Consider the following 22,858-nt stretch of genomic DNA (forward strand, 5'->3'; position numbering starts at 1 on the left):
AGCGAGCAGGTGCCGCGACGGCTCTACGTAGCGGCAGACCGGAATGAGGATGGCATGCTGCAGAATCCCGCGCCAGTGCAGGAGCGACGTTTGTAGCAACAAAAACGTGCCTTATCCGACAGAACGACAAGTATTTACGCCAAGAGTGGCGGGAGTGCCTTGTTGAGCGCCAGTTTGTCCATCACCGCCGCCCCGGTGAGCGCGTAGCCCAGCAGGTTACCGCTCGCGTCGTGGCACAGCGCCTTGATGTCGGCGCCTTGCCCTTCGACGCTCCAGACGCCTTCCAGCCTTTTTGGCACCGGCGAAACCACCAGCGGGCAAACGGGGGTTTTAACGGTGACCGGCATTGGGCCGTACTTCACGGCAGTTGGCGTCCCGGCGAGGGTTTGTGCCAACGCACGGGCGCAACTCATCAGTGGCATCACATACAGCAAGTTGAGGCCATCGACTTCGGCGCAATCGCCCAGCGCATAAATGTTGGCGTGAGAAGTTTTAAGGTGACGATCGACCACCACGCCGCGCCCGATCTCAAGACCCGCTGCCGCCGCGAGGTCGACACGCGGGCGCAACCCAATGGCCGAGACCACCAGATCGCACTGCAACACTTCGCCATCGGACAGGTGCGCTTCGAGACCGTCTTCAGTCCGGGCCAGGCGACTCAATACGGGCCCCAAATGGAAACGCGCACCGAGACTTTCCAACCCTGCCTGCACAGCAGCCGCAGCCGCTAGATGCAGCAAGGTCGGCATGACTTGCTCGCACGGCGCGACCAAGTCGACCTCGTACCCCCCAAGAATCAGATCATTGGCGAACTCGCAGCCAATCAGGCCAACGCCCAGAATCAGCACGCGACGCTTGCCCGACGCGGCTGCACGAAAACGCGCGTAGTCTTCCAGATCGTTGATCGGGAAGATCGCATCGCTCGCGTCACCTTCGACTGGCACGCGCACGGTTTCCGCGCCCCACGCCAGGATCAGGTCGCGGTAGTGAACCGACTCTTCGCCGATCCACAGGCGTTTGTGGCCGGGGTCGATGCCGCTGACGCGGGTGTGGGTGCGCACTTCGGCCTTTAATTGCTCGGCCATCGCGCCGGGTTCGGCCATGCTCAGTCCGTCGGCTTCCTTGTTCTTGCCAAACCCGGTGGAGAGCATGGGCTTGGAATAGGAACGACCGTCATCGCCGGTGATCAGCAACAGCGGGGTTTCGCCATCGAGCTTGCGAAATTCGCGGGCGAGGTTATAGCCCGCCAGGCCAGTTCCGATGATCACCACAGGCGCGTTCATTCACTTCTCCACAGTCAGTCAGAAAACAAAAATCAGGCGATTTCGATCATCTCGAAATCCATCTTGCCGACCCCACAATCAGGGCACAGCCAGTCTTCCGGCACGTCTTCCCAGCGGGTACCGGGTGCAATGCCGTCATCGGGCCAACCGTCGGCTTCGTTGTAAATCAGGCCACAGACAATGCATTGCCACTTTTTCATCAGTCGGTTCTCTCGGTTCTCAGGCTGGACGGGCCCAGACGTTTGGCGGTCGTCGCACTTTTTCGAATGGGTCAGGGCGTTTTACTGATCGGAGGGCGATGACGCAAGTTTCATCGACGCTTATGGCCCGCTCCGGTCGTCGGCCAGAATCGTCAATCATGCTAAGCTCGCCGCCTCGATTGCTGCCAATATCTGCTCACTGTGATCCAGCAAAATCCTGCATGCCCCTCCCCTCACTGGCTGTCGCGCGATCAACTGATCGAAGCGCCTGACACCGTCGTCCTCGAATGGCTGTTCCACGAAGACTCCCTGACCCGCCGCCTGACCCGGCTCTCTCACGATGGCTTTAGCGTCATGCCGTTGTTCGAGGGCTGGCAACGTCTGCGTGCCGACGAATGCGCGGCGTTGGACTTGCCCGATGGCAGCGAAGGCTGGGTGCGAGAGGTTTACCTGCTGGGCCATGGCGAAAAATGGGTGTTCGCCCGCAGCGTGGCCGGTCGTGCCGCGCTGGAGCGGGACGGTCTGCACATGGATGAACTGGGCACGCGCTCGCTGGGCGAGTTGTTGTTCAGCGACCGCGCGTTCGCACGCGGCCCATTGCAAATCTGCCAATACCCCGCGCCATGGCTGCCCGACGCCGATGTCGCGCCCGGTCTCTGGGGGCGACGCTCATGCTTCAGCCGCGGCCCGTTGAGCATTCTGGTGGCTGAAGTGTTTTTGCCGACGGTCTGGCACGCCATCCATCACATTGCCGATTCCCATCAGGAGCGCCGCTGATGTACCTGTCGCTGCTCAAAGCCCTCTCCCGCCTGCACCCTCGCGCGTGGGACTTCATTCAACTGATGCGCATCGAGAAGCCGATCGGCATTTACCTGCTGCTGTGGCCGACACTGTGGGCGTTGTGGATCGCGGGCAAAGGCTCGCCGTCGCTGGGTAATGTGCTGATTTTCGTGATCGGCGTGTTTCTGATGCGTGCTGCAGGCTGCGTGATCAATGACTTCGCGGACCGCAAGGTCGATGGTCACGTCAAACGCACCGAGCAACGCCCGCTGGTGAGTGGCAAAGTCACGTCGAAGGAAGCGCTGGCGCTATTCGCGATTCTGGTGGCGCTGAGTTTTGGTCTTGTCTTGCTGACCAACGCCACCACGATCTGGCTGTCGTTTGGCGGCCTGGCGCTGGCGGCAACCTACCCATTCATGAAGCGCTACACCTATTACCCGCAAGTGGTGCTGGGGGCGGCGTTTTCGTGGGGCATGCCGATGGCGTTCACGGCGCAGACCGGCGATCTGCCTGCTGCCGCATGGCTGCTGTACATCGCCAATCTGCTGTGGACCGTGGGCTACGACACCTATTACGCGATGACCGACCGCGAAGACGACTTGAAGATTGGCGTGAAGTCCACTGCTGTGCTGTTCGGCGATGCGGACCGGGTGATCATCCTGACGCTGCAGGGCCTGGCGCTGTTCTGCCTGATGCTGGCCGGCTCACGTTTCGAGTTGGGCCTGTATTTCTTCCTCGGCCTGCTGGTGGCCGCCGGGTGTTTCGCCTGGGAGTTCTGGTCGACGCGGGACAAAGACCCGCAAGCCTGTTTCAAAGCCTTTCTGCATAACCACTGGGCGGGATTGGCGATCTTCGTCGGAATTGTCGTGGACTACGCGCTGCGCTGACCCGTTGCGGGACAGCGCAGGTTCAAGCCTCAGATCAAGGCTTGGCCACGTGCCAGACGTCGCCCTTGCCATCGCCGGTTTTGTCACCCTCGGCTTTGTCGGCCTTGAAGGTGTACAGCGGTTTGCCTTTATAGACCCACTGGGAAGCGCCGTCGTCACGCTTGATGATGGTCCAGTCACCCTCGGCTTTATCGCTGGCGCTGGCGGTCAACGGTGGCCAGTTGGTCGCGCACTGATCGTTGCACACCGACTTGCCGGCTGAGGTGTCTTTGTCGAAGGTGTAAAGGGTCATGCCTTTGTGGTCTGTCAGCACGCCCCCAGTGGTCATTGCCGGCGCGGCAGCGAACGCCAGGCCGGACGAGGCCAGGGCGGCAGCAGCCAGAAGGCTCATGAATGCGGAAGAAATTTTAGCCATCGGTACATCCTCTTTTTGTTCGTCGTTATTTAGACATTTGTTGTAGGACAGGACCGACAGTCTAGCGCGAGGCCAGACTTCGCGCCTCATTCGAACTAACCTGTCACACGACTGCAATAATTCCGTTATCTAATGCGCCCCAAGACAGTTAAATGACATGAGGTTCGAGGCATGGTTGGCAGGAGCATTCTGATCGTCGACGACGAAGCGCCGATTCGCGAGATGATCGCCGTCGCACTGGAAATGGCCGGCTATGACTGCATGGAGGCAGAGAACTCTCAACAGGCTCACGCCGTCATCGTCGACCGCAAACCCGATTTGATTCTGCTCGACTGGATGCTGCCTGGCACTTCCGGCATCGAGCTGGCGCGCCGTTTGAAGCGCGACGAGCTGACCGGCGACATCCCGATCATCATGCTCACCGCAAAAGGCGAAGAGGACAACAAGATCCAGGGGCTTGAAGTCGGCGCCGATGATTACATCACCAAGCCTTTCTCCCCCCGCGAACTGGTCGCGCGCCTCAAGGCCGTGCTGCGTCGTGCGGGTCCGAACGACGGCGAGTCGCCGATCGAAGTTGGCGGTCTGCTGCTCGACCCGATCAGCCACCGCGTGACCATCGACGGCAAGCCTGCTGAGATGGGTCCGACCGAATACCGCCTACTGCAATTCTTCATGACGCACCAGGAGCGGGCCTACACCCGCGGGCAACTGCTCGATCAGGTCTGGGGCGGCAACGTTTATGTGGAAGAGCGCACCGTGGACGTTCATATCCGTCGTCTGCGCAAAGCCCTCGGCGATGCCTATGAAAATCTGGTACAAACCGTCCGCGGTACTGGCTACCGTTTCTCCACCAAAAGCTGAGCACGCTTTTGGGAGCGGATTCGCCATTCGCTGAAAACAAGGACGCGTTAATTGAATCACAACTGGCATGGCACCCTGATCCGCCATCTGCTGCTATTGGTCACGGCCGCGCTGCTGGCCGGGCTGATCAGTGGGCATTACGGCGCGTGCCTGGCTGTCGCTGTGGGTCTGTACCTGGCCTGGACCCTCAAACAATTGCTGCGCCTGCACGACTGGTTGCGCCATCACAAACCCGACGAGCCGCCGCCTGACGGTTACGGCCTGTGGGGCGACGTCTTCGACAGCATTTATCACCTGCAACGCCGCGACCAACGCGTGCGGGGGCGTCTGCAAGCGGTCATCGATCGCGTGCAGGAGTCCACGGCAGCACTGAAAGACGCGGTGATCATGCTCGACAGCGATGGCAACCTGGAATGGTGGAACCGCGCTTCTGAAACCCTCCTGGGCCTGAAAACCCCTCAAGACAGCGGCCAGCCGGTCACCAACCTGGTGCGCCACCCGCGCTTCAAGGAATATTTCGAGCAAGCCAATTACGCCGAGCCGCTGGAGATTCCATCGCCGGTGAATGACCGCTTGCGCATTCAGATGCTGATCACCCGCTACGGCAACAACGAGCACCTGATGCTGGTGCGCGATGTCACCCGCCTTCATCAGTTGGAACAGATGCGCAAGGACTTCGTCGCCAACGTGTCCCATGAGCTGCGCACGCCGCTGACGGTGATCTGTGGTTATCTGGAAACCCTGCTCGATAACGCCGAAGACGTGAACCCTCGCTGGCTGCGTGCGTTGCAGCAGATGAACCAGCAAGGTGGCCGCATGCAGACCCTGCTCAACGACCTGCTGTTGCTGGCGAAGCTCGAAGCCACCGATTACCCGTCGGACAACCAGCCCGTGTCGGTCCCCGCCCTCCTGCAATCCATTACCAGTGACGCGCAGGCGTTGTCCGGCAGCAAGAATCAGCAGATCACGCTGGATATTGAAGACCACGTGAACCTCAAAGGCAGCGAAGCGGAGTTGCGAAGCGCGTTCTCCAACTTGATCTTCAATGCCGTGAAATACACCCCCGCCGACGGCAGGATCCGCGTGCGCTGGTGGGCTGACGGGCGTGGCGCACACCTGAGCGTGCAGGACTCGGGCATCGGCATCGATCCCAAGCACATCCCACGCTTGACCGAGCGTTTCTACCGAGTCGACTCCAGCCGTGCGTCCAACACCGGCGGCACCGGATTGGGGTTGGCCATCGTCAAGCACGTGCTGTTGCGCCATCGGGGCGCAATGGAGATCAACAGTGTGTTGGGCAAAGGCAGCGTATTTATCTGCAACTTCGCTCCCGCGCAGATGACCAAGCCCTAGCAAAGCACGTGGATAGCCGCTAAATTGCTGCGCTTATGCCCCCGATTCGTGGGGGTTTATGACGTCCCTTATCAAAACGGAACCTGCAAAACTCCATCATGGACCCTTCCCCTGGTATTAGCCTCGCTTCGATTTTCGCCGACTTCGGCATGATTCTCTTCGCAATGATTCTGGTCCTGCTCAACGGCTTCTTCGTTGCGGCAGAGTTCGCCATGGTCAAACTGCGCTCTACACGCGTGGAAGCCATTGCCGAGAAAAACGGCTGGCGCGGCCGCATCCTGCGCACGGTTCACAGTCAACTCGACGCCTACCTCTCCGCCTGTCAGCTGGGCATCACCCTCGCCTCCCTTGGCCTGGGTTGGGTCGGTGAACCTGCGTTCGCGCATTTGCTGGCGCCGCTGCTGGAAATGCTGGGCGTGAATTCGCCGGAAGTCGTCAAAGGCGTGTCGTTCTTCACCGCCTTCTTCCTCATTTCTTACCTGCACATCGTGGTTGGCGAACTGGCGCCCAAGTCCTGGGCCATTCGCAAACCAGAGCTGCTGTCGCTGTGGACGGCGGTGCCGCTGTACCTGTTCTACTGGGCCATGTACCCGGCGATTTACCTGCTGAACGCCAGCGCCAACGGCATTCTGCGCATTGCAGGCCAGGGCGAGCCTGGCCCGCATCACGAGCACCATTACAGCCGCGAAGAGCTCAAGCTGATCCTGCACTCCAGCCGGGGCCAGGACCCGAGCGACCAAGGCATGCGTGTGCTGGCGTCAGCCGTGGAAATGGGCGAGCTGGAAGTGGTGGACTGGGCAAACTCCCGCGAAGACCTCGTCACGCTGGATTTCAACGCACCGCTCAAGGAAATCCTCGCGCTGTTCCGCCGCCACAAGTTCAGCCGCTATCCGGTGTACGACGCCGAGCGTGGCGAATTTGTCGGCCTGCTGCACATCAAGGACCTGCTGCTGGAACTGGCGGCGCTGGATCATCTTCCGGAAGCGTTCGACCTGGCCGAGCTGACCCGTCCGCTTGAGCGCGTGTCCAAACACATGCCGCTGTCGCGCCTGCTGGAGCAGTTCCGTCAGGGCGGCGCGCACTTCGCACTGGTCGAGGAAGCCGATGGCAAGGTGATCGGCTACCTGACCATGGAAGACGTGCTGGAAGTGCTGGTGGGCGACATTCAGGACGAACACCGCAAGGCCGAGCGCGGCATCCTCGCGTACCAACCGGGCAAACTGCTGGTGCGGGGTGACACGCCACTGTTCAAGGTCGAGCGGCTGCTGAGCATCGATCTGGACCACGTCGAGGCCGAAACCCTTGCCGGCCTGATTTACGACAGCCTGAAGCGCGTGCCTGAGGAAGAGGAAGTCATGGAAGTCGAAGGGCTGCGCATCATCATCAAAAAGATGAAGGGCCCGAAGATCGTGCTGGCGAAGGTGTTGAAGCTGGATTGATGTAAGCCCGAACGATATGGAAAACCTGTGGGAGCGAATTCATTCGCGACGCGGCGACACATCCGACGGGGATGTGTTGGCTTCACCGGCCTCTCGCGAATGAATTCGCTCCTACAGAGACACGCCCCGCCGCACCAGTATCAATTCCCGCCAATCGCAAAATTCGGCAGGCTCTGCACTGGCTGGGCGAATTCGTAGGGGATTGACTCCAGCGCCAGCCCGACGTTGCGCTGCACCACGAAATGCAGGTGCGGCCCAGTGCTGTTGCCGGTGTTGCCGGAAAGCCCCAGTGGCGTGCCCACCACGATGCGCTGCCCTTCCTTCACGCTGACCGACCCTTGCTTCAAATGCAGGTACACGCCCATCGTCCCGTCGTCGTGAAGGATGCGCACGAAGTTGCCTGAGGGGTTCGCGCCTCGGCCTGTCTGGCTGTTCTCGGTCTTGATCACGGTCCCGCTGCGCGCGGCGATGATCTGTGTGCCTTCCGGCATGGCGATGTCGATGGCGTAGCGGCTTCTCGCACCCACATGGCTGTAGGCGCCGTTGGGGCCCTGGCTGATGCGGAATGGCCCGCCGACCCACGGCAGCGGATAACGATACCCTCCCACGTTGCTCACAAGGCCCCGCTGCGGGTCGCCGACAATCGAGCGCAAGCTCGGCTTGTAGGCCATGGCCTTGCTCGGGATTTGCGGGCTGAGGGCGATCAGCCGTTCGTTGCTGCGGGCGGGAATCGTGCGGCGAATGACCTGATCGGCGACGCCAACGACGTTCTTCACGCCTGACAGCTTCAGCTCGATTTCCACCGGCGCATACAGGTCGTTGCGCACGTAAAGACTGTCGGTACCTTTGGCTTTTTTGACGTTCAGGCGTACCTGACTGTCGATGTGCTCGACCATGCGCTCGCGCAGCTTCATCACCTGAGCGCCTTTGACGGGTTGGTCGGTGAACGAGACCACGCCGTTGGCGTCGGTGAATCGATAAATGGTGATGGCGGAGGCCGACTGCGCAGCCAGCAGCAATGCACACACGACCAGCAAGCGCTCTAACATCGGGATAGGCCTGGCGTAAGGGACGATTGGCGCCCAGCCTAGCAGCGAAGCCGATAGAACGGGACTTATCCGTATCAATCGGCAATAGACGAAGCGTCAAGGAAATCGCGTCAGGGTCAGGCGCGAAGGGTTTTGCAATTTCTATGCTGAGTTGGGAATGCGTTTGGTCAGCTTGTCGGGCTGCAACGACTCTGTGGGAGCGAATTCATTCGCGATGCAATCGTACAGCCGATACATCTGCTGCGACCGCACCGGCCTTTCGCGAATAAATTCGCTCCCACAGGTTTTGTGACCGTCCTGTAATTGCGGTCAGTTGGATTTACTTACGCCCCAGGCACGAAGTGCTTGAGCGCTGTGCCGCGAGCAATCAGGCGCGACAGGTAGTCGAGCTTCTGGGTGTCTTGGTCGACGAAGCGGAAAGTCAGTTGCAGCCAGTCACTGTCCGGTTTCTGTTCGAACGCTGCGATGGCGTGCAGGTACCCGTTCAACCGCGCCACTTCGGCGTTCTCGCCCTGTTCCAGATCGAGCACGGCGCTGTCCAGAATCTGCGGCAGGGTTTCACTGCGGCGTACGACCAGCGACGCCTCTTTCAGCGTCAAGGCCTTGATGACGCATTGCTGAGTGCCGCTGGACAGACGCAACTGGCCCTGACCCCGGCCGGTGGGCTCGGTCGACGCCGCGGCCGGAGCGGCGGGCCTGATCAACGGTTGCGTCGGAGCAGACACCGCTGGCGTCGCGGACACGACTTCCGGACGATTGCCCGTCAGCGCGCTTAGAGAGTCGTTGGCGAACGCCGCTGCAGCACGAGCCGGGCCGGACGACATCAATGCCTCCAGCTTGCCGACCTTGTGCAGCGCCTTCTTCACTTTCGTCAGCAACTGTTCATTGGTGAACGGCTTGCCGATGAAATCGGAAACGCCCGCCTGAATCGCCTGAATGACGTTTTCCTTGTCACCACGGCTGGTCACCATGATGAACGGCATGCCTTTCAGGCTTTCTTGCTGACGGCACCAGGTCAGCAATTCAAGCCCGGACATCTCGGGCATTTCCCAATCGCACAACACCAGGTCGAAGACCTCTTTGGTCAGCAGGACCTGAGCTTTTCGGCCATTGACTGCGTCTTCCAGCGTGACGCCGGGAAAGGCGTTACGCAGCCCTTTCTTAACCAGGTCGCGGATGAACGGCGCGTCATCCACCACCAATACACTGACTTTACTCATCGACGCTCCTGATGGCGTGTTCACCGCAAATGGCGAGCATATCGCTGGCTGGTGGCCAACTGCCAAAATTGTTTGACGACACCGGGACATTTATTCGCGGGTGACAGAAAAATAGGCGGCCTGAAAGGACTGAATCCCCCAAAAAAAACGCCCGGCGTTCGCCAGGCGTTTTTTCTCAGGCAATCTTACTTATCGTCAGGCGAGGCCGGAACATTAGGTATTTCGGCGGACAGACCTTCGACTTCTTCCTGCATGCGCTTCAGACCCAAGTGACGCACATCGGTACCGCGCACCAGATAGATCACCAGCTCCGAGATGTTACGAGCGTGGTCGCCGATACGCTCCAGCGAACGCAGGACCCAGATCACGTTGAGCACGCGAGAAATCGAGCGCGGGTCTTCCATCATGTACGTGACCAGCTCACGCAGCGCGGTCTTGTACTCGCGGTCGATGGTCTTGTCGTACTTCGCGACCGACAGCGCCAGATCGGCGTCGAAACGGGCGAACGAATCGAGAGCGTCACGGACCATTTTGCTCACCTGGTCACTGATGTGGCGCACTTCCACATAACCGCGTGGCGACTCGCCTTCTTCGCACAGCTGAATGGCGCGACGGGCGATCTTGGTGGATTCGTCACCGATGCGCTCCAGGTCGATGACCGACTTGGAGATGCTGATGATCAGACGCAGGTCGGAAGCGGCAGGTTGACGACGGGCCAGAATGCGCAGGCATTCTTCGTCGATGTTGCGCTCCATCTGGTTGATGCGATCGTCGACTTCACGAACCCGTTGGGCCAGGCCCGAATCGGCTTCGATCAGCGCGGTGACCGCGTCATTGACCTGCTTCTCGACCAGGCCACCCATTTCCAGCAGGTGGCTGCGAACCTCTTCCAGTTCAGCGTTGAACTGCTGGGAGATGTGATGTGTGTGGCTGTCTTTGATCATGCTGAGTGTCCGTCCGATTGATTGCGCGGTGGTTCAGGGCTGACGAAACACGTGCTAGCCGTAACGACCGGTTATGTAGTCTTCAGTCTGCTTTTTGGTCGGATTGGTGAACAACGTATCGGTGTCCCCAAACTCGACCACCTTGCCCATGTGCATAAAAGCGGTGTAATCCGATACACGCGCCGCCTGCTGCATGTTGTGGGTAACGATCACAATGGTGTATTTGGATTTCAGTTCGTAGATCAGCTCTTCGACTTTTAACGTCGAAATCGGGTCGAGCGCAGAGCACGGCTCATCCAGCAGCAGCACTTCAGGTTCGACGGCGATAGTGCGGGCGATCACCAGACGTTGCTGCTGACCACCGGAAAGCCCGAGCGCCGACTCGTGCAGGCGGTCTTTGACCTCATCCCACAGCGCCGCGCCACGCAGTGCCCACTCGACCGCCTCGTCGAGCGTGCGCTTTTTGTTGATGCCCTGAATCCGCAAGCCATAGACCACGTTTTCATACACGGTCTTGGGGAACGGGTTCGGCTTCTGGAACACCATGCCCACGCGACGGCGCAGTTCGGCGACATCCTCACCCTTGGTGTAGATGTCGTGGCCGTACATCTTGATCTCGCCCTGCACCCGGCAGCCGTCCACCAGATCGTTCATGCGGTTGAACGTGCGCAACAAGGTCGATTTGCCACAGCCCGACGGGCCGATGAACGACGTCACCCGTTGCTTCGGGATGTTCATCTGAATGTCGAACAGCGCCTGCTTGTCACCGTAGAACAGGTTCAGGCCCGGCACTTCCAGCGCCACGTCTTCGCTGGCCATGTCCAGCCCCTGGCGCTTGCGCCCCAGAGCCGACATGTTCACGCCGTGTGTGTGTGGATCTTTCTGCATCTCTCTCTCACATCGTTTTTAGCGGCAGGCGTTAAGCCGTGAGCTACAAGTAGAGCAAACGGGGAGCGGCTTGTAGCTTGCCGCTTGAAGCTCGTCGCTGCGGTCATCCATCGAGGGCGCGGTACTTCTCGCGCAGCCGGTTTCGAATGGTCACTGCCGACAGGTTCAACAGCGCAATCACCAGCACCAGCAACAGCGCCGTGGCGTACACCAGCGGCCGTGCAGCTTCGACGTTGGGGCTCTGGAAGCCCACGTCATAAATATGAAAGCCCAGGTGCATGATCTTCTGATCGAGGTGCAAATACGGGTAGTTGCCGTCCACGGGCAGCGACGGCGCAAGCTTGACCACGCCCACCAGCATCAACGGCGCGACTTCACCCGCTGCGCGAGCGACAGCCAGAATCAGGCCGGTCATCATCGCCGGGCTTGCCATCGGGAGCACGATCTTCCACAGGGTTTCTGCCTTGGTCGCGCCGAGTGCCAGCGAGCCTTCGCGCAGGGTCAGCGGGATGCGCGCCAGACCTTCCTCGGTCGCCACGATCACCACCGGCACCGCGAGCAGCGCGAGGGTCAACGACGCCCAAAGCAGACCCGGCGTGCCAAAGGTCGGCGTAGGCAGCGCTTCGGGGAAGAACAGCCGATCCAGCGAACCGCCCAGCACATAGACAAAGAACCCCAGGCCGAACACGCCGTACACAATGGCCGGCACACCCGCCAGATTGTTCACGGCGATGCGGATCAGCCGCGTCACCAGCCCCTGACGGGCGTATTCACGCAGGTAGACCGCCGCCAGCACGCCGAACGGGGTCACGATCACCGCCATGATCAGGGTCATCATTACGGTGCCGAAGATCGCCGGGAAGATCCCGCCCTCGGTGTTGGCTTCGCGCGGGTCGTCGCTGAGGAATTCCCACAGCTTCTGGAAGTAGAAGCCCAACTTGGTCGCGACGCCCATGGCATTGGGCTGATACGCGTGCACAACCTTGCCAAGGCTGATTTCCACTTCTTTGCCGTTGGCGTCACGGGCGGTCAGGCTGTCGCGCGCAAAATCAGCATGCAAGGCAGAGAGGCGCGACTCGATATCCTTGTAACGCGCGTCGTACTCGGCGCGCTCGGTCGCCATGTCGGCCTGGGCCTCGGCGTCCAGTTGGCCGTTAAGCTCCAGCTTGCGAGCCTGAAGGCGCAGGCGTTCGATGCCGTGGTTGATCGCGCCGATGTCGGTCTTTTCCAGACTGTCCAATTCATCGGAGATTGTTTGCGCCCGCTCGATGCGTTCGCGCAACTGTGGCCACGCGGCCTCGCCCTCGGCAATGACCTTGCCGTTTTCTTTGACGTTGACCAGATAGCCGTAAAAATTGCCCCACTCCCGGCGCTCGATCGTCATCAGCTCGGCGGGTCTTTTCTGGTCCTTCAGCCACTCACCGATGACCCAGCTGAAATCGCTGGGGTTGAGGTCGCGGTTTCCGACCTTGAACAGGTCGCGGGTCATGAACTCTGGCCCTTGATCCGGCACCGGCAATCCGGTCGCCTTGAGGCGGGCACGTGGGACTTGCTCGGACTGCACCAGCTCGCCGACCAGCACGTGTTTTTCCTGACCGGGAACGTCGTATTGGGCGGAAATCACGTCCGCTGGCCAGAAATGCCCCAGCCCGCGCACGGCAATCACCGCCAACAAGCCGATGGTCATGATCACGGCAATCGACACGGCACCCGCGCTGATCCACACGCCGGGGGCGCCGCTGTTGAACCAGCTCTTGAGGGAGGTCTTTTTCATCTGAATACCTGCCCTAGAGAGATGAATACTGCTTGCGCAGGCGCTGACGAATCAGCTCTGCCAAGGTGTTCATGATGAAAGTGAAGACCAGAAGCACCAGCGCCGCGAGGAACAACACACGGTAGTGGCTGCCGCCCACCTCGGATTCCGGCATCTCGACCGCAACGTTGGCCGCGAGCGTACGCATGCCTTCGAACAGGTTCATGTCCATGATTGGCGTGTTACCCGTGGCCATCAACACGATCATGGTTTCGCCCACCGCGCGGCCCATGCCGATCATCAGCGCCGAGAATATTCCGGGGCTGGCTGTGAGCAACACCACGCGCATCAAGGTCTGCCAAGGCGTGGCGCCCAGCGCCAGGGAGCCGAGTGTCAGGCCGCGAGGCACGCTGAACACGGCGTCTTCGGCAATCGAATAAATGTTGGGGATCACGGCAAAACCCATCGCGATACCGACGACCAACGCGTTGCGCTGATCATAGGTGATGCCCAGACCGTTGGTGATCCATGAACGCATGTCGCCCTCGAAGAACCAATTCTCCATGTGCGAACTCATGCCCAGCGAGAACCAGCCCACCAGCAGAATGACCGGAATCAGGATCGCGCTTTCCCAGCCGTCTGGCACGCGCAGGCGAATCGAATCAGGCAAGCGCGTCCACAGATAACCCGCCAGCAGAATGCCGATGGGGGTCAGAAGCAGCAGGCTGAAAATCCCCGGCAAGTGCCCTTCCAGGTACGGCGCCAGAAACAGCCCGGCGAAGAAGCCAAGGATGACGGTCGGCATGGCTTCCATCAGCTCGATGACCGGCTTGACCTTGCGGCGCATGCCAGGCGCCATGAAGTAGGCCGTATAAATCGCAGCGGCAATGGCCAGCGGCGCGGCCAGCAGCATCGCGTAGAACGCGGCCTTGAGCGTGCCGTAGGTGAGCGGGGCCAGGCTCAGCTTGGGTTCGAAGTCACTGTTCGAGGCCGTGGACTGCCAGATGTATTTGGGCTCGTCGTAGTTCTCGTACCAGACCTTGTCCCACAACGCGCTCCATGAGACCTCCGGGTGCGGGTTGTTCAGGGTCAAAGGCAGCAGCTTGCCGTTGTCTTCGACGACGATGCGATCGGCGCGCGGCGACAGGGCCATGACCGATGGGCCGCTGGCGACCGGATCGACCAGTAACGTGCGATGGGCCGTGCTGTGGAACACGCCCAGCTTGCCGGAGGTGTCCATGGCAATGAAGCCTTTGCGGCGTTGCTCGGCGGTGATCTGCGAGATGGGTGCGCCGCTCATTTTGAAGTCGCGGATATGCTGCAAGCGCATCTCGCCATCGACGTCGCGGGCCATGAACCATTGGGCGATGTTGCCGCGAGAACTGCCTATCATCAGAGAAATGCCGCCCACCAGCTGCGTGCTGGCGGTGGTTTCAGCGTTGGCGTCTTCCAGCAGCTTGTAGCGACCGTTGAGCGTGCGGTCTTGCAGATTGAACACGTCGGCCTGGGCGCGACCATTGATGACGTACAGCCATTGCTGACGCGGATCGACGTAAATCGCTTTCACCATGGCCGACAGCTGCGGCAGCGCAATGCGGTTCTGTTCGCGGGTGGTTTCGCCGGTCATCAGGTTTTCGGACTGGGTCAGCGACAGCACGTGCAGTTCCGCGCCGGTGGCACCCGCCAGAATCAGCGTGGTGTCGTTGGCGTTGAGGCTGACATGCTCAAGTGCACGCCCAGCGTCATCCAACACCAAGGGGGTTTCGCCGTAGGGCCACGTGATAGCCGGGGTGATGGTCTTTTTGTTGCCGGGGTAGCTGATCGGGTAGGCGTGCTTGAACACCAGCACCTGGCCATTGGACAAACCTACCGCCATCAGCGGCTTGCCGGGCTGATCCTGCGCCACCGACGTCACGTGGGCGCCAGCAGGGACCGGCAGCGCAACACGGGTGACCTCGCTGCCGTCGGCCATATTGAAGAACAGCGCTTCGCCCTTGTCCGAGACCCGCAGGCCGACCTGGTTCTGCTCTTCGAGGACGAGCACCAGCGGTTTGCCAGCGTCCTGCATCCAGGTGGGAGCCTGTACGGTCTGGGCGGTCAGCTTCGCGCCCTGAAACAGAGGGGCGACGACGTAGGCCAGATAAAAGAAGATCAGCGTGATTGCCGCAAGAACGGCGAGGCCACCCACCAACACGTACCAGCGCGTCAGTCGGTCCTTGAGCGCACGAATACGACGCTTGCGTTGCAGCTCCGGCGCATTGAAATCAATGCGCTCAGGCGGGGACTTCTCGGTCATTGATGAATTGGCCAAATCATTCATGCGCACACCCTAGCGGCAATGTATGACAGATACATGACAGCATAGTGACGCAAAAAAGCCCGTCGCCTCGGAACCGTGGCAACGGACTGTTCATGTTTCGCAAGCCTCGTTCCATAAGGCCCTTGGGTTCAGCGGCGGGACGAACCTGTCACCCCGCGCAGGGTTGTCTGTCAGCGCTTCGCACTGCCGCGTTCTTATAGCCCCAGATCAGCCAATGCTTTGCTGACAACCTTGGCTGGTAGAGGAATGTACCCGTCTTTCGTGACAACTTCCTGACCTTGTTTTGACAGGATCAGTTTGACGAACTCGGCCTCCAGCGGGTTGAGTGGCTTGTTCGGCGCCTTGTTCACGTAGACATAAAGGAACCGCGCCAGCGGATACGTGCCATTCAGCGCGTTGGCTTCGTTGTCTTCGATGAAGGCATCGCCCTCTTTCCTGGCCAGCGGCACGGTGCGCACGCTGGACGTTTTATAACCAATGCCCGAATAACCGATGCCGTTGAGCGAGCTGCTGATGGAGCTGACCACTGAGGCGGAGCCGGGCTGCTCGTTGACGTTGGGCTTGAAGTCGCCTTTGCACAGCGAGACTTCCTTGAAGTAGCCGTAAGTGCCCGAAACCGAATTGCGGCCAAACAGCTGGATCGACTTCCCCGCCAGATCCCCGGTCACACCTACGTCGCCCCAGGTTTTTGCGTCTGTCTTGGCGCCGCACAGGCGTGTTGCCGAGAAGATAGCGTCCACTTGCTGCAAGGTCAGGCCCTTGATCGGGTTGTCCTTGTGCACGAACACCGCCAACGCATCCACCGCCACCGGAATCGCGGTCGGCTTGTAGCCGTATTTCTGCTCGAAAGCCGACATCTCCCCGTCCTTCATCTTGCGACTCATCGGGCCAATGGTTGCAGTGCCTTCGGTCAGTGCCGGAGGCGCCGTGGACGAGCCCGCCGCCTGAATCTGGATGTTCACCGTTGGGTATTCTTTCTTGTAAGCCTCGGCCCACATGGTCATCAGGTTGGCCAAGGTGTCCGAGCCAACGCTCGACAGATTGCCCGAGACGCCGGAGGTTTTGACGTAAGGTTTGATCGCCGGATCAACCGCAGCAACAGCGCTTGCGGTGGCAACGCTGGCTGCAACAAAGGTGAGTACAGTCATCAAACGCTTGAATGTCATGCCTGGCTCCTGGCGAGGTCAAAAGTCTGGCCGGGTGAATGATGGCCATGTGACTACTGTATGACCAAATTGTGACAATTAAATGAAAGGCCGCCAGCCTTTTCAGGTGGCGGCCTCACATCGAGCCGATTAATTGCTACGGGCTATTTCTCACGAATCAGGCGCGTTTACTCTTCAGCAGATACACCCCAATCACCATGCCCAGCGCGCACAGAATCGCGACATACCAGGCAGGCCCCATCGGGTTGGCCTTGAGCATCAGAGTGACGACCATCGGGGTCAGGCCGCCGAAGATCGCGTAGGCCAGGTTGTAGGAGAACGACAGGCCGGAGAATCGGACGACAGGCGGGAAGGCTTTTACCATCACGAACGGCACGGCGCCGATGGTGCCGACGAACAGACCGGTGATGGCGTACAGCGGATAGAGCCAATCCGGGGAAGCGCCGACGGTGTGATAGAAGGTCCACGAGCTGACCAGCAAACCCAATGAGCCGAGCAGGAAGACTAAGCCTGCACCAAAGCGGTCGGCCAGCGCGCCTGCGCCAATGCAGCCCAGACTCAACATCACGATCGCCAGGCTGTTGGCCTTGAGTGTGACCGCGGGTGCGAAGCCATAACTGGTCTGCAACAGAGTCGGGGTCATGAGAATAACCACCACGACACCCGCTGACAGCAGCCAGGTCAGGGCCATCGACAACACGACGGCACTGCGATGATCACGCAGAACGGCCTTGAGCGGCACTTCCTCGGCCAGTTGCTTGCGCAGTTGCAGCTCGGCGAACACCGGTGTCTCGTGCAGCCAACGGCGCAGGTACACCGACATCAGACCGAATACCCCGCCGAGCAGGAATGGAATACGCCAGGCGTAGTCCGAAACCTCGGCAGGTGTGTAGATGCTGTTGATCCAGGTGGCGACCAGCGAGCCGAGCAAAATGCCTGCGGTCAGACCCGAGGTGAGCGTGCCACAGGCGTAACCGACGTTACGTGCGGGAACGTGCTCGGAAACGAATACCCACGCACCCGGCACTTCGCCACCAATGGCGGCGCCTTGAATGACCCGCATCAGCAGCAACAAAAGCGGCGCCCAGATGCCAATCTGCGCATAGGTCGGCAGCAGGCCCATGATCAGGGTCGGCACCGCCATCAGGAAAATACTGAGGGTGAACATTTTCTTGCGGCCAAGCAGGTCGCCGAAATGCGCCATCACGATTCCGCCCAGCGGACGCGCCAGATAGCCGGCGGCAAAAATGCCAAACGTTTGCATCAAACGCAGCCATTCCGGCATGTCCACGGGGAAAAACAGCTTGCCCACCACGGCGGCGAAGAACACGAAGATGATGAAATCGTAAAATTCCAGCGCGCCACCCAAGGCAGAAAGCGACAGGGTTTTGTAATCGTTGCGGGTCAGCGGACGCGAAGATTGCGCGGCACTTGAAGACACAGAGGACATGACAATGGCTTCTCTTTTGAGACTCTTTTGGGACGAGTGATCGGCAGCAAGGCAGCCATGGGTAGCGGCTGTGCACGCGATTTATCGACTCGACACGTTAATCGGGCATCAAAATTGCGTGCCAATTTTGGCGGAGTGGGCCAAATCGGTTCGGCACGATAGCAAATTGCGCGTCGCTGCACATGGATTGCAACGAGCGTCGGGCAAAATGGAAACCCGGCGGTCGTTTCGTCGGACCTTGACCGATATACTGCCCGGCCGTGACTCAACCGGTCTTTCGGGGAATTTGTGCGAAACCATTTACCCAAGTCGTTTTCGCAGAACTTCCCCCTTTAAACGTAGTGAAGACTGAGCGTGATGGGTCAGAGGGACCCCTTGATGAATGAGTTAGAGCAAGAAGATCCAATCCCGCAGGGCGATCTCGCCTTGCAAATCACCGCCTTGCCGCGCGAAACCAACGGTTTCGGTGATATCTATGGCGGGTGGCTGGTCGCACAAATGGACTTGGCCGGCACAGCAATGGCCAGCAAAGTCGCGGGCGGACGTGTCGCCACCGTCGCGATCGACCGTATGGCGTTTTTGGTCCCTGTGGCCGTAGGCGCGCAGCTGTCCTTTTATACCCAGACGCTGGAAATCGGCCGCAGCTCGATTCAGATGATGGTCGAAGTCTGGAGCGACGATCCGCTGTCCAGCGAATGGCGCAAGGTGACTGAGGCTGTCTTTGTGTTCGTTGCCATCGACGGCAGCGGGCGCACCCGGTCGGTTCCAGCCCGGCGCTGAACATCGGGTCAGCGCCTCATTGCACTTGGCAGCGCGCAGTAAACTCATCAAGCTTGGCACAGTCTGATTCAGTCACTGTCCTTTGAGTGAGTACCCGTATGCCTACGCCAGAAGTCGAATCCATCCAGCTCGGTGAGCTGAACTGCTGGCGCATTCGCCACGGTCAGGCCGAACTGGTGGTCGCCCAGCAGGGCGCGCACGTCGTCAGCTATCAGATCGACGGCGATGAGCCCCTGATCTGGTCCAACCCCGGTGCGGTTTTCAAACACGGAAAAGCGATTCGCGGCGGCATGCCCGTGTGCTGGCCGTGGTTCGGCAATTTCCAGCGCAACCCGCAATGCGTGCAGGACATGCGCCAGAGCAGCGAACCGGCGAACGCCCACGGCGAAGTTCGGGCCATCGACTGGGAGTTGATGGGGATGGGCGAAGACGGCGACGCCCTGATCGTCGAGTTCATTCAACCCAAGGCCGAAGGGCATTTACCGGGCTGGCCGCACACGGTTGGCGTGAAGCTGCAGATTCGCATGGACGCTGCGCTGAACGTCAGTCTTGCCAGCTTCAACGCCGGCCCTGAAACCGTCAACCTGAGCCAGGCACTGCACAGCTATTTCGCGGTGAGCGACGTGCACCAAGTGAGCATCGAAGGTCTGGACGGCGTGAAGTACCTGAACACGCTGGAAAGCTGGGAGACGCTGAACGTTCAGGCGGGTGACATCACGTTCAGCGGCGAGACGGACCGTATCTATCAGGACACACCGGACTTGGTTTCCATCGTCGACCCTGGCTGGAAGCGTCGGATTCAAATCCAGACGCAGGGCTCGAAATCCTCCGTGGTCTGGAACCCGTGGATCGAGAAGACCAAGACGTTCAGTGACATGCAAGCCGACGGCTGGAAGAGCATGGTGTGTGTCGAGACTGCGAACGTCATGACCGACATCGTGACGCTCGCGCCGGGTGAGATGCATGTCATGGGCGTCAGCATCTGGGCTGAGCCTTTGGGCGAAGAATAACCAAACGCTGATCTTGCCCTGTGGGAGCGAATTCATTCGCGATGGGATCTTACAGTCGACACATTGTTGTGAATGTGCCGGCCTATCGCGAATGAATTCGCTCCCACAGGTGATTTCAGGCATTACGCAACATTCGCAGCGTGATCGATGCAGAGGGCGGATCAGCTTACAAATCCGCCTCAGTCACCACTCGCACTTTCCCTGCATCCAGCGCATAAGCTGCGTCGGCCAAGTCATTGCTGACCTTCTCGATCTTCAACGTGCCAATGACCCATAGCGGTGTGTAGATGTCATCGATCTTCAGCCCTTTGGGATAACGCACGAGCACCAATTGATTAGGCGGGGGTGGCGGCACGTGAATGCACGCGCCTGGGTACGGCACCAGGAAAAACAGCGTGGCGTGACCCTTGGCGTCTGTTTCCAGCGGGACCGGATAACCGCCCAGACGAATGTGCTTGCCGTCCATGGCCGCGACGGTCTTGGTCGAATACATCACGGCGGGCAAGCCCTTGCTTTGCTTCAAACCACCCTTGCTGTCGAACGTACCCTGGGCTTCCGGGGAGTTGTGATCGATTTCGGGCATGGCTTCGAGGGCTTTCTGATCCGACTTGGGCATGAGCTCAAGCCAGTCGGTTTCAGGAATATCGGCGGCGCGTGCCAGTCCGCAGACCAGCAGCAGGGAAACGAGGAGAAGACGACGCATTGAAGGGCTCGGCAGGAGGAATTGTATGCCGCGCATTCTAGCCCCCTGCGCGGCAATAGCGCAGAGGGCCAGACTCTCATTCATTTCTTTTTGATCAAGCCGTAGATCACCAGCAGGACAATCGCGCCTACCAGTGCACCGAGGAAACCTGCGCCTTGGCCTGCTTGATAGATGCCCAGCGCCTGACCACCGTAGGTCGCCACCAGAGAACCGGCGATGCCCAGAATAATGGTCATGATCCAGCCCATGCTGTCGTCGCCTGGCTTCAGAAAGCGAGCCAACAGACCCACGATCAGGCCGATGAAGATGGTTCCGATGATTCCCATGCCATTTCCCTCTGTTTGAATGAATATGCCCAAGCCTAGTCGGCAATTGGCAACACGCTATGAGAGGGGTGTGGGGGATGAATGGTTCAACCGGAATGGCGCGAACCTGTAGGAGCGTGGCTTGTCCCGCGATCGGCGACGGAGTCGTCGTAGAATCCTACGACCTCGGCGCATCAGAAATACCGCGCCCACCCGTTTTGCGACTGCTACGCAGCCGTTCGCGGGACAAGCCACGCTCCTACAAAGGTGTACTGCAAATGATCAGTTTTTGATCAGCGCTTCGACCCGCTTTACTTGGCGATCCAGCGTTGCGCGGTCATGGCTTCGAACAGTCGCATGCCCGACCTTGCGCCCAGTTTTGAACGCCTTGCCGTAGTGATGCAAATGGCAGTCGTCGATGGCGATGACCTTGTCCACGGCAGGCACTTCACCGATGAAGTTGAGCATCGCGCTCTCCCCCACTTTGGCGGTCGAACCCAGCGGCAGGCCAGCGACGGCACGCAGGTGGTTTTCGAACTGGCTGCACTCGGCGCCTTCGGTGGTCCAGTGACCGGAATTGTGAACGCGTGGCGCGATTTCGTTGGCTTTCAGGCCGCCATCGACTTCGAAGAACTCGAACGCCAGCACACCGACGTAGTCGAGCTGCTTGAGGACGCGACCGGCGTAATCCTCGGCCAGCGCCTGCAACGGGTGATCGGTGCTGGCGATGGACAGGCGCAAAATGCCGCTGTCGTGGGTGTTGTGCACCAGCGGGTAGAAGCGGGTTTCGCCATCGCGGGCGCGCACGGCAATCAGCGACACTTCACCCGTGAACGGCACGAAACCTTCCAGCAGGCACGGTACGCTGCCCAGCTCGGCAAACGTCCCGACCACATCTTCGGGTTTGCGCAGGACTTTCTGGCCCTTGCCGTCGTAACCCAACGTGCGGGTTTTCAGCACCGCAGGCAGGCCGATGCTGGCGACGGCAGCGTCGAGACCCGCCTGGGACTGGATGTCGGCGAACGCAGGCGTCGGAATGCCCAGGTCCTTGAACATGCTCTTCTCGAACCAACGGTCGCGGGCGATACGCAAGGCTTCGGCGCTCGGGTAGACCGGCACGAACTGCGACAGGAACGCCACGGTTTCAGCAGGTACGCTTTCGAATTCAAAGGTCACCAGGTCCACTTCATCTGCCAGCTGACGCAGGTGGTCCTGATCGCCGTAATCGGCACGCAGGTGCTCGCCCAGTGCAGCAGCGCATGCGTCTGGCGCAGGGTCCAGAAAGGCGAAGTTCATACCCAGCGGGGTGCCCGCCAGTGCCAACATGCGACCCAGCTGGCCGCCACCGATTACGCCGATCTTCATGAAAACCTCAGGCCTCGCGTGGGTCTGGATTGTCCAGAACGCTGTCTGTCTGCTCAGTGCGGAATTTTTTCAGCACTGCGTGGAATTGCGGGTGTTTGGCGCCCAGGATGCTGGCGGACAACAGCGCGGCGTTGATCGCGCCGGCCTTGCCAATGGCCAGCGTCGCGACCGGAATGCCCGCCGGCATCTGCACGATGGAGAGCAGTGAATCGACACCCGACAGCATCGACGATTGCACCGGCACGCCCAGCACAGGAAGGTGGGTCTTGGCGGCGCACATGCCGGGCAGGTGAGCAGCACCACCGGCACCGGCGATGATCACCTCGATGCCACGGCCTTCGGCCTCTTCAGCGTACTGGAACAGCAAATCCGGGGTGCGGTGAGCCGACACCACTTTGACTTCGTACGGAATGCCGAGCTTTTCCAGCATGTCGGCGGTGTGGCTAAGAGTGGACCAATCGGACTTGGAGCCCATGATCACGCCAACCAGTGCGCTCATAGTCGTGCCTCTATCATCGGGCGCCCGCAGGCGCGTCTAAAAACAACAAGCCACGCGGGAAAACCGGCGTGGCTTGTCGTACGAATTATGACCAGTGCAACCGGCCAAAGGCCGCGCAGTATACCGCAATGACAGTGGTTTAACAGATCAGCGGCGACCATCTGTCAACTGCGTCAAGTGCGCCCCTT

Annotated in this window: 22 protein-coding genes; 7 read left to right on the forward strand and 15 right to left on the reverse strand. The window is 60.1% G+C overall.

The window, feature by feature from the left end; all coding sequences use genetic code 11:
• Positions 1–134 precede the first annotated feature (134 nt).
• Both ACWKWE_RS22695 and ACWKWE_RS22700 read right to left on the reverse strand, forming a co-directional pair.
• Entirely contained in the window at positions 135–1,283 is a 1,149-nt protein-coding gene (locus tag ACWKWE_RS22695) for an NAD(P)/FAD-dependent oxidoreductase (RefSeq protein WP_483851761.1), read from the reverse strand.
• A 32-nt stretch (positions 1,284–1,315) separates the two neighbouring features.
• On the reverse strand, positions 1,316–1,483 hold the full coding sequence (locus ACWKWE_RS22700) for a rubredoxin (protein ID WP_108236219.1): 168 nt from the start codon (positions 1,481–1,483) through the stop codon (positions 1,316–1,318).
• A 201-nt stretch (positions 1,484–1,684) separates the two neighbouring features.
• Here ACWKWE_RS22700 and ACWKWE_RS22705 point away from each other — a divergent pair, with 201 nt between their 5' ends.
• A complete protein-coding gene (locus tag ACWKWE_RS22705) occupies positions 1,685–2,260 on the forward strand; it encodes a chorismate--pyruvate lyase family protein (protein ID WP_178115699.1) in 576 nt (191 codons plus the stop codon).
• Positions 2,260–3,150 carry a 4-hydroxybenzoate octaprenyltransferase gene (ubiA, locus tag ACWKWE_RS22710; protein ID WP_341960919.1) on the forward strand — a complete coding sequence of 297 codons (891 nt, stop codon included), beginning with the start codon at positions 2,260–2,262 and terminating at the stop codon, positions 3,148–3,150. The genes ACWKWE_RS22705 and ubiA overlap by 1 nt, the downstream gene beginning before the upstream one ends.
• A gap of 34 nt (positions 3,151–3,184) precedes the next feature.
• On the opposite strand, the gene ACWKWE_RS22715 is transcribed toward ubiA, so the two are convergent.
• Positions 3,185–3,565 (reverse strand): COG4315 family predicted lipoprotein, encoded by a 381-nt coding sequence (locus tag ACWKWE_RS22715; RefSeq protein WP_401145479.1) that lies wholly within the window; start codon positions 3,563–3,565, stop codon positions 3,185–3,187.
• 171 nt (positions 3,566–3,736) lie between these two features.
• On the opposite strand from ACWKWE_RS22715, the gene phoB reads away from it, so the two are divergent.
• The 3 genes from phoB (at position 3,737) to ACWKWE_RS22730 (ending at position 7,218) form a co-directional block, all read left to right on the forward strand.
• Positions 3,737–4,426, forward strand: coding sequence for a phosphate regulon transcriptional regulator PhoB (phoB, locus tag ACWKWE_RS22720; RefSeq protein WP_062379821.1), 690 nt, complete (start codon positions 3,737–3,739; stop codon positions 4,424–4,426).
• 51 nt (positions 4,427–4,477) lie between these two features.
• Positions 4,478–5,779 carry a phosphate regulon sensor histidine kinase PhoR gene (phoR, locus tag ACWKWE_RS22725; RefSeq protein ID WP_483851762.1) on the forward strand — a complete coding sequence of 434 codons (1,302 nt, stop codon included), beginning with the start codon at positions 4,478–4,480 and terminating at the stop codon, positions 5,777–5,779.
• 98 nt (positions 5,780–5,877) lie between these two features.
• Positions 5,878–7,218 carry a hemolysin family protein gene (locus ACWKWE_RS22730; RefSeq protein WP_341960921.1) on the forward strand — a complete coding sequence of 447 codons (1,341 nt, stop codon included), beginning with the start codon at positions 5,878–5,880 and terminating at the stop codon, positions 7,216–7,218.
• Between the two features lie 140 nt (positions 7,219–7,358).
• On the opposite strand, the gene ACWKWE_RS22735 is transcribed toward ACWKWE_RS22730, so the two are convergent.
• The 8 genes from ACWKWE_RS22735 to ACWKWE_RS22770 all read right to left on the reverse strand — a co-directional run bounded on the left by ACWKWE_RS22735 (position 7,359) and on the right by ACWKWE_RS22770 (position 18,008).
• On the reverse strand, positions 7,359–8,267 hold the full coding sequence (locus ACWKWE_RS22735) for a peptidoglycan DD-metalloendopeptidase family protein (RefSeq protein ID WP_166594021.1): 909 nt from the start codon (positions 8,265–8,267) through the stop codon (positions 7,359–7,361).
• A 323-nt stretch (positions 8,268–8,590) separates the two neighbouring features.
• Positions 8,591–9,487 (reverse strand): response regulator, encoded by an 897-nt coding sequence (locus ACWKWE_RS22740; RefSeq protein WP_166594020.1) that lies wholly within the window; start codon positions 9,485–9,487, stop codon positions 8,591–8,593.
• A gap of 185 nt (positions 9,488–9,672) precedes the next feature.
• Positions 9,673–10,431 (reverse strand): phosphate signaling complex protein PhoU, encoded by a 759-nt coding sequence (phoU, locus tag ACWKWE_RS22745; protein WP_166594019.1) that lies wholly within the window; start codon positions 10,429–10,431, stop codon positions 9,673–9,675.
• Between the two features lie 54 nt (positions 10,432–10,485).
• Positions 10,486–11,319: a phosphate ABC transporter ATP-binding protein PstB gene (gene pstB / locus ACWKWE_RS22750; protein ID WP_166594018.1), complete on the reverse strand. Its 834-nt coding sequence runs from the start codon at positions 11,317–11,319 to the stop codon at positions 10,486–10,488.
• A 103-nt stretch (positions 11,320–11,422) separates the two neighbouring features.
• Positions 11,423–13,093, reverse strand: coding sequence for a phosphate ABC transporter permease PstA (pstA, locus tag ACWKWE_RS22755; protein ID WP_483851763.1), 1,671 nt, complete (start codon positions 13,091–13,093; stop codon positions 11,423–11,425).
• 13 nt (positions 13,094–13,106) lie between these two features.
• Positions 13,107–15,392: an ABC transporter permease subunit gene (locus ACWKWE_RS22760; protein ID WP_483851764.1), complete on the reverse strand. Its 2,286-nt coding sequence runs from the start codon at positions 15,390–15,392 to the stop codon at positions 13,107–13,109.
• Between the two features lie 194 nt (positions 15,393–15,586).
• Positions 15,587–16,558, reverse strand: a complete 972-nt coding sequence (locus ACWKWE_RS22765) for a phosphate ABC transporter substrate-binding protein PstS family protein (protein ID WP_483851765.1) — start codon at positions 16,556–16,558, stop codon at positions 15,587–15,589.
• A 157-nt stretch (positions 16,559–16,715) separates the two neighbouring features.
• Positions 16,716–18,008 (reverse strand): MFS transporter, encoded by a 1,293-nt coding sequence (locus ACWKWE_RS22770; RefSeq protein WP_483851766.1) that lies wholly within the window; start codon positions 18,006–18,008, stop codon positions 16,716–16,718.
• Positions 18,009–18,386: 378 nt separating this feature from the next.
• Here ACWKWE_RS22770 and ACWKWE_RS22775 point away from each other — a divergent pair, with 378 nt between their 5' ends.
• A complete protein-coding gene (locus ACWKWE_RS22775; protein WP_108236231.1) occupies positions 18,387–18,788 on the forward strand; it encodes an acyl-CoA thioesterase in 402 nt (133 codons plus the stop codon).
• 98 nt (positions 18,789–18,886) lie between these two features.
• On the forward strand, positions 18,887–19,798 hold the full coding sequence (locus ACWKWE_RS22780; protein WP_483851767.1) for a D-hexose-6-phosphate mutarotase: 912 nt from the start codon (positions 18,887–18,889) through the stop codon (positions 19,796–19,798).
• Between the two features lie 166 nt (positions 19,799–19,964).
• On the opposite strand, the gene ACWKWE_RS22785 is transcribed toward ACWKWE_RS22780, so the two are convergent.
• From ACWKWE_RS22785 to purE, 4 genes are all read right to left on the reverse strand, one after another.
• A complete protein-coding gene (locus ACWKWE_RS22785) occupies positions 19,965–20,501 on the reverse strand; it encodes a DUF3299 domain-containing protein (RefSeq protein WP_483851768.1) in 537 nt (178 codons plus the stop codon).
• Between the two features lie 80 nt (positions 20,502–20,581).
• The gene (locus ACWKWE_RS22790; protein ID WP_166594011.1) at positions 20,582–20,827 is read right to left on the reverse strand and encodes a GlsB/YeaQ/YmgE family stress response membrane protein; all 246 of its coding nucleotides are present in this window, start codon (positions 20,825–20,827) and stop codon (positions 20,582–20,584) included.
• Positions 20,828–21,088: 261 nt separating this feature from the next.
• On the reverse strand, positions 21,089–22,171 hold the full coding sequence (locus ACWKWE_RS22795; protein WP_483851769.1) for a 5-(carboxyamino)imidazole ribonucleotide synthase: 1,083 nt from the start codon (positions 22,169–22,171) through the stop codon (positions 21,089–21,091).
• A gap of 7 nt (positions 22,172–22,178) precedes the next feature.
• The gene (gene purE, locus ACWKWE_RS22800; RefSeq protein ID WP_074754780.1) at positions 22,179–22,670 is read right to left on the reverse strand and encodes a 5-(carboxyamino)imidazole ribonucleotide mutase; all 492 of its coding nucleotides are present in this window, start codon (positions 22,668–22,670) and stop codon (positions 22,179–22,181) included.
• Between the last annotated feature and the right edge of the window lie 188 nt (positions 22,671–22,858).

This window comes from Pseudomonas salicis (genome assembly GCF_057128705.1).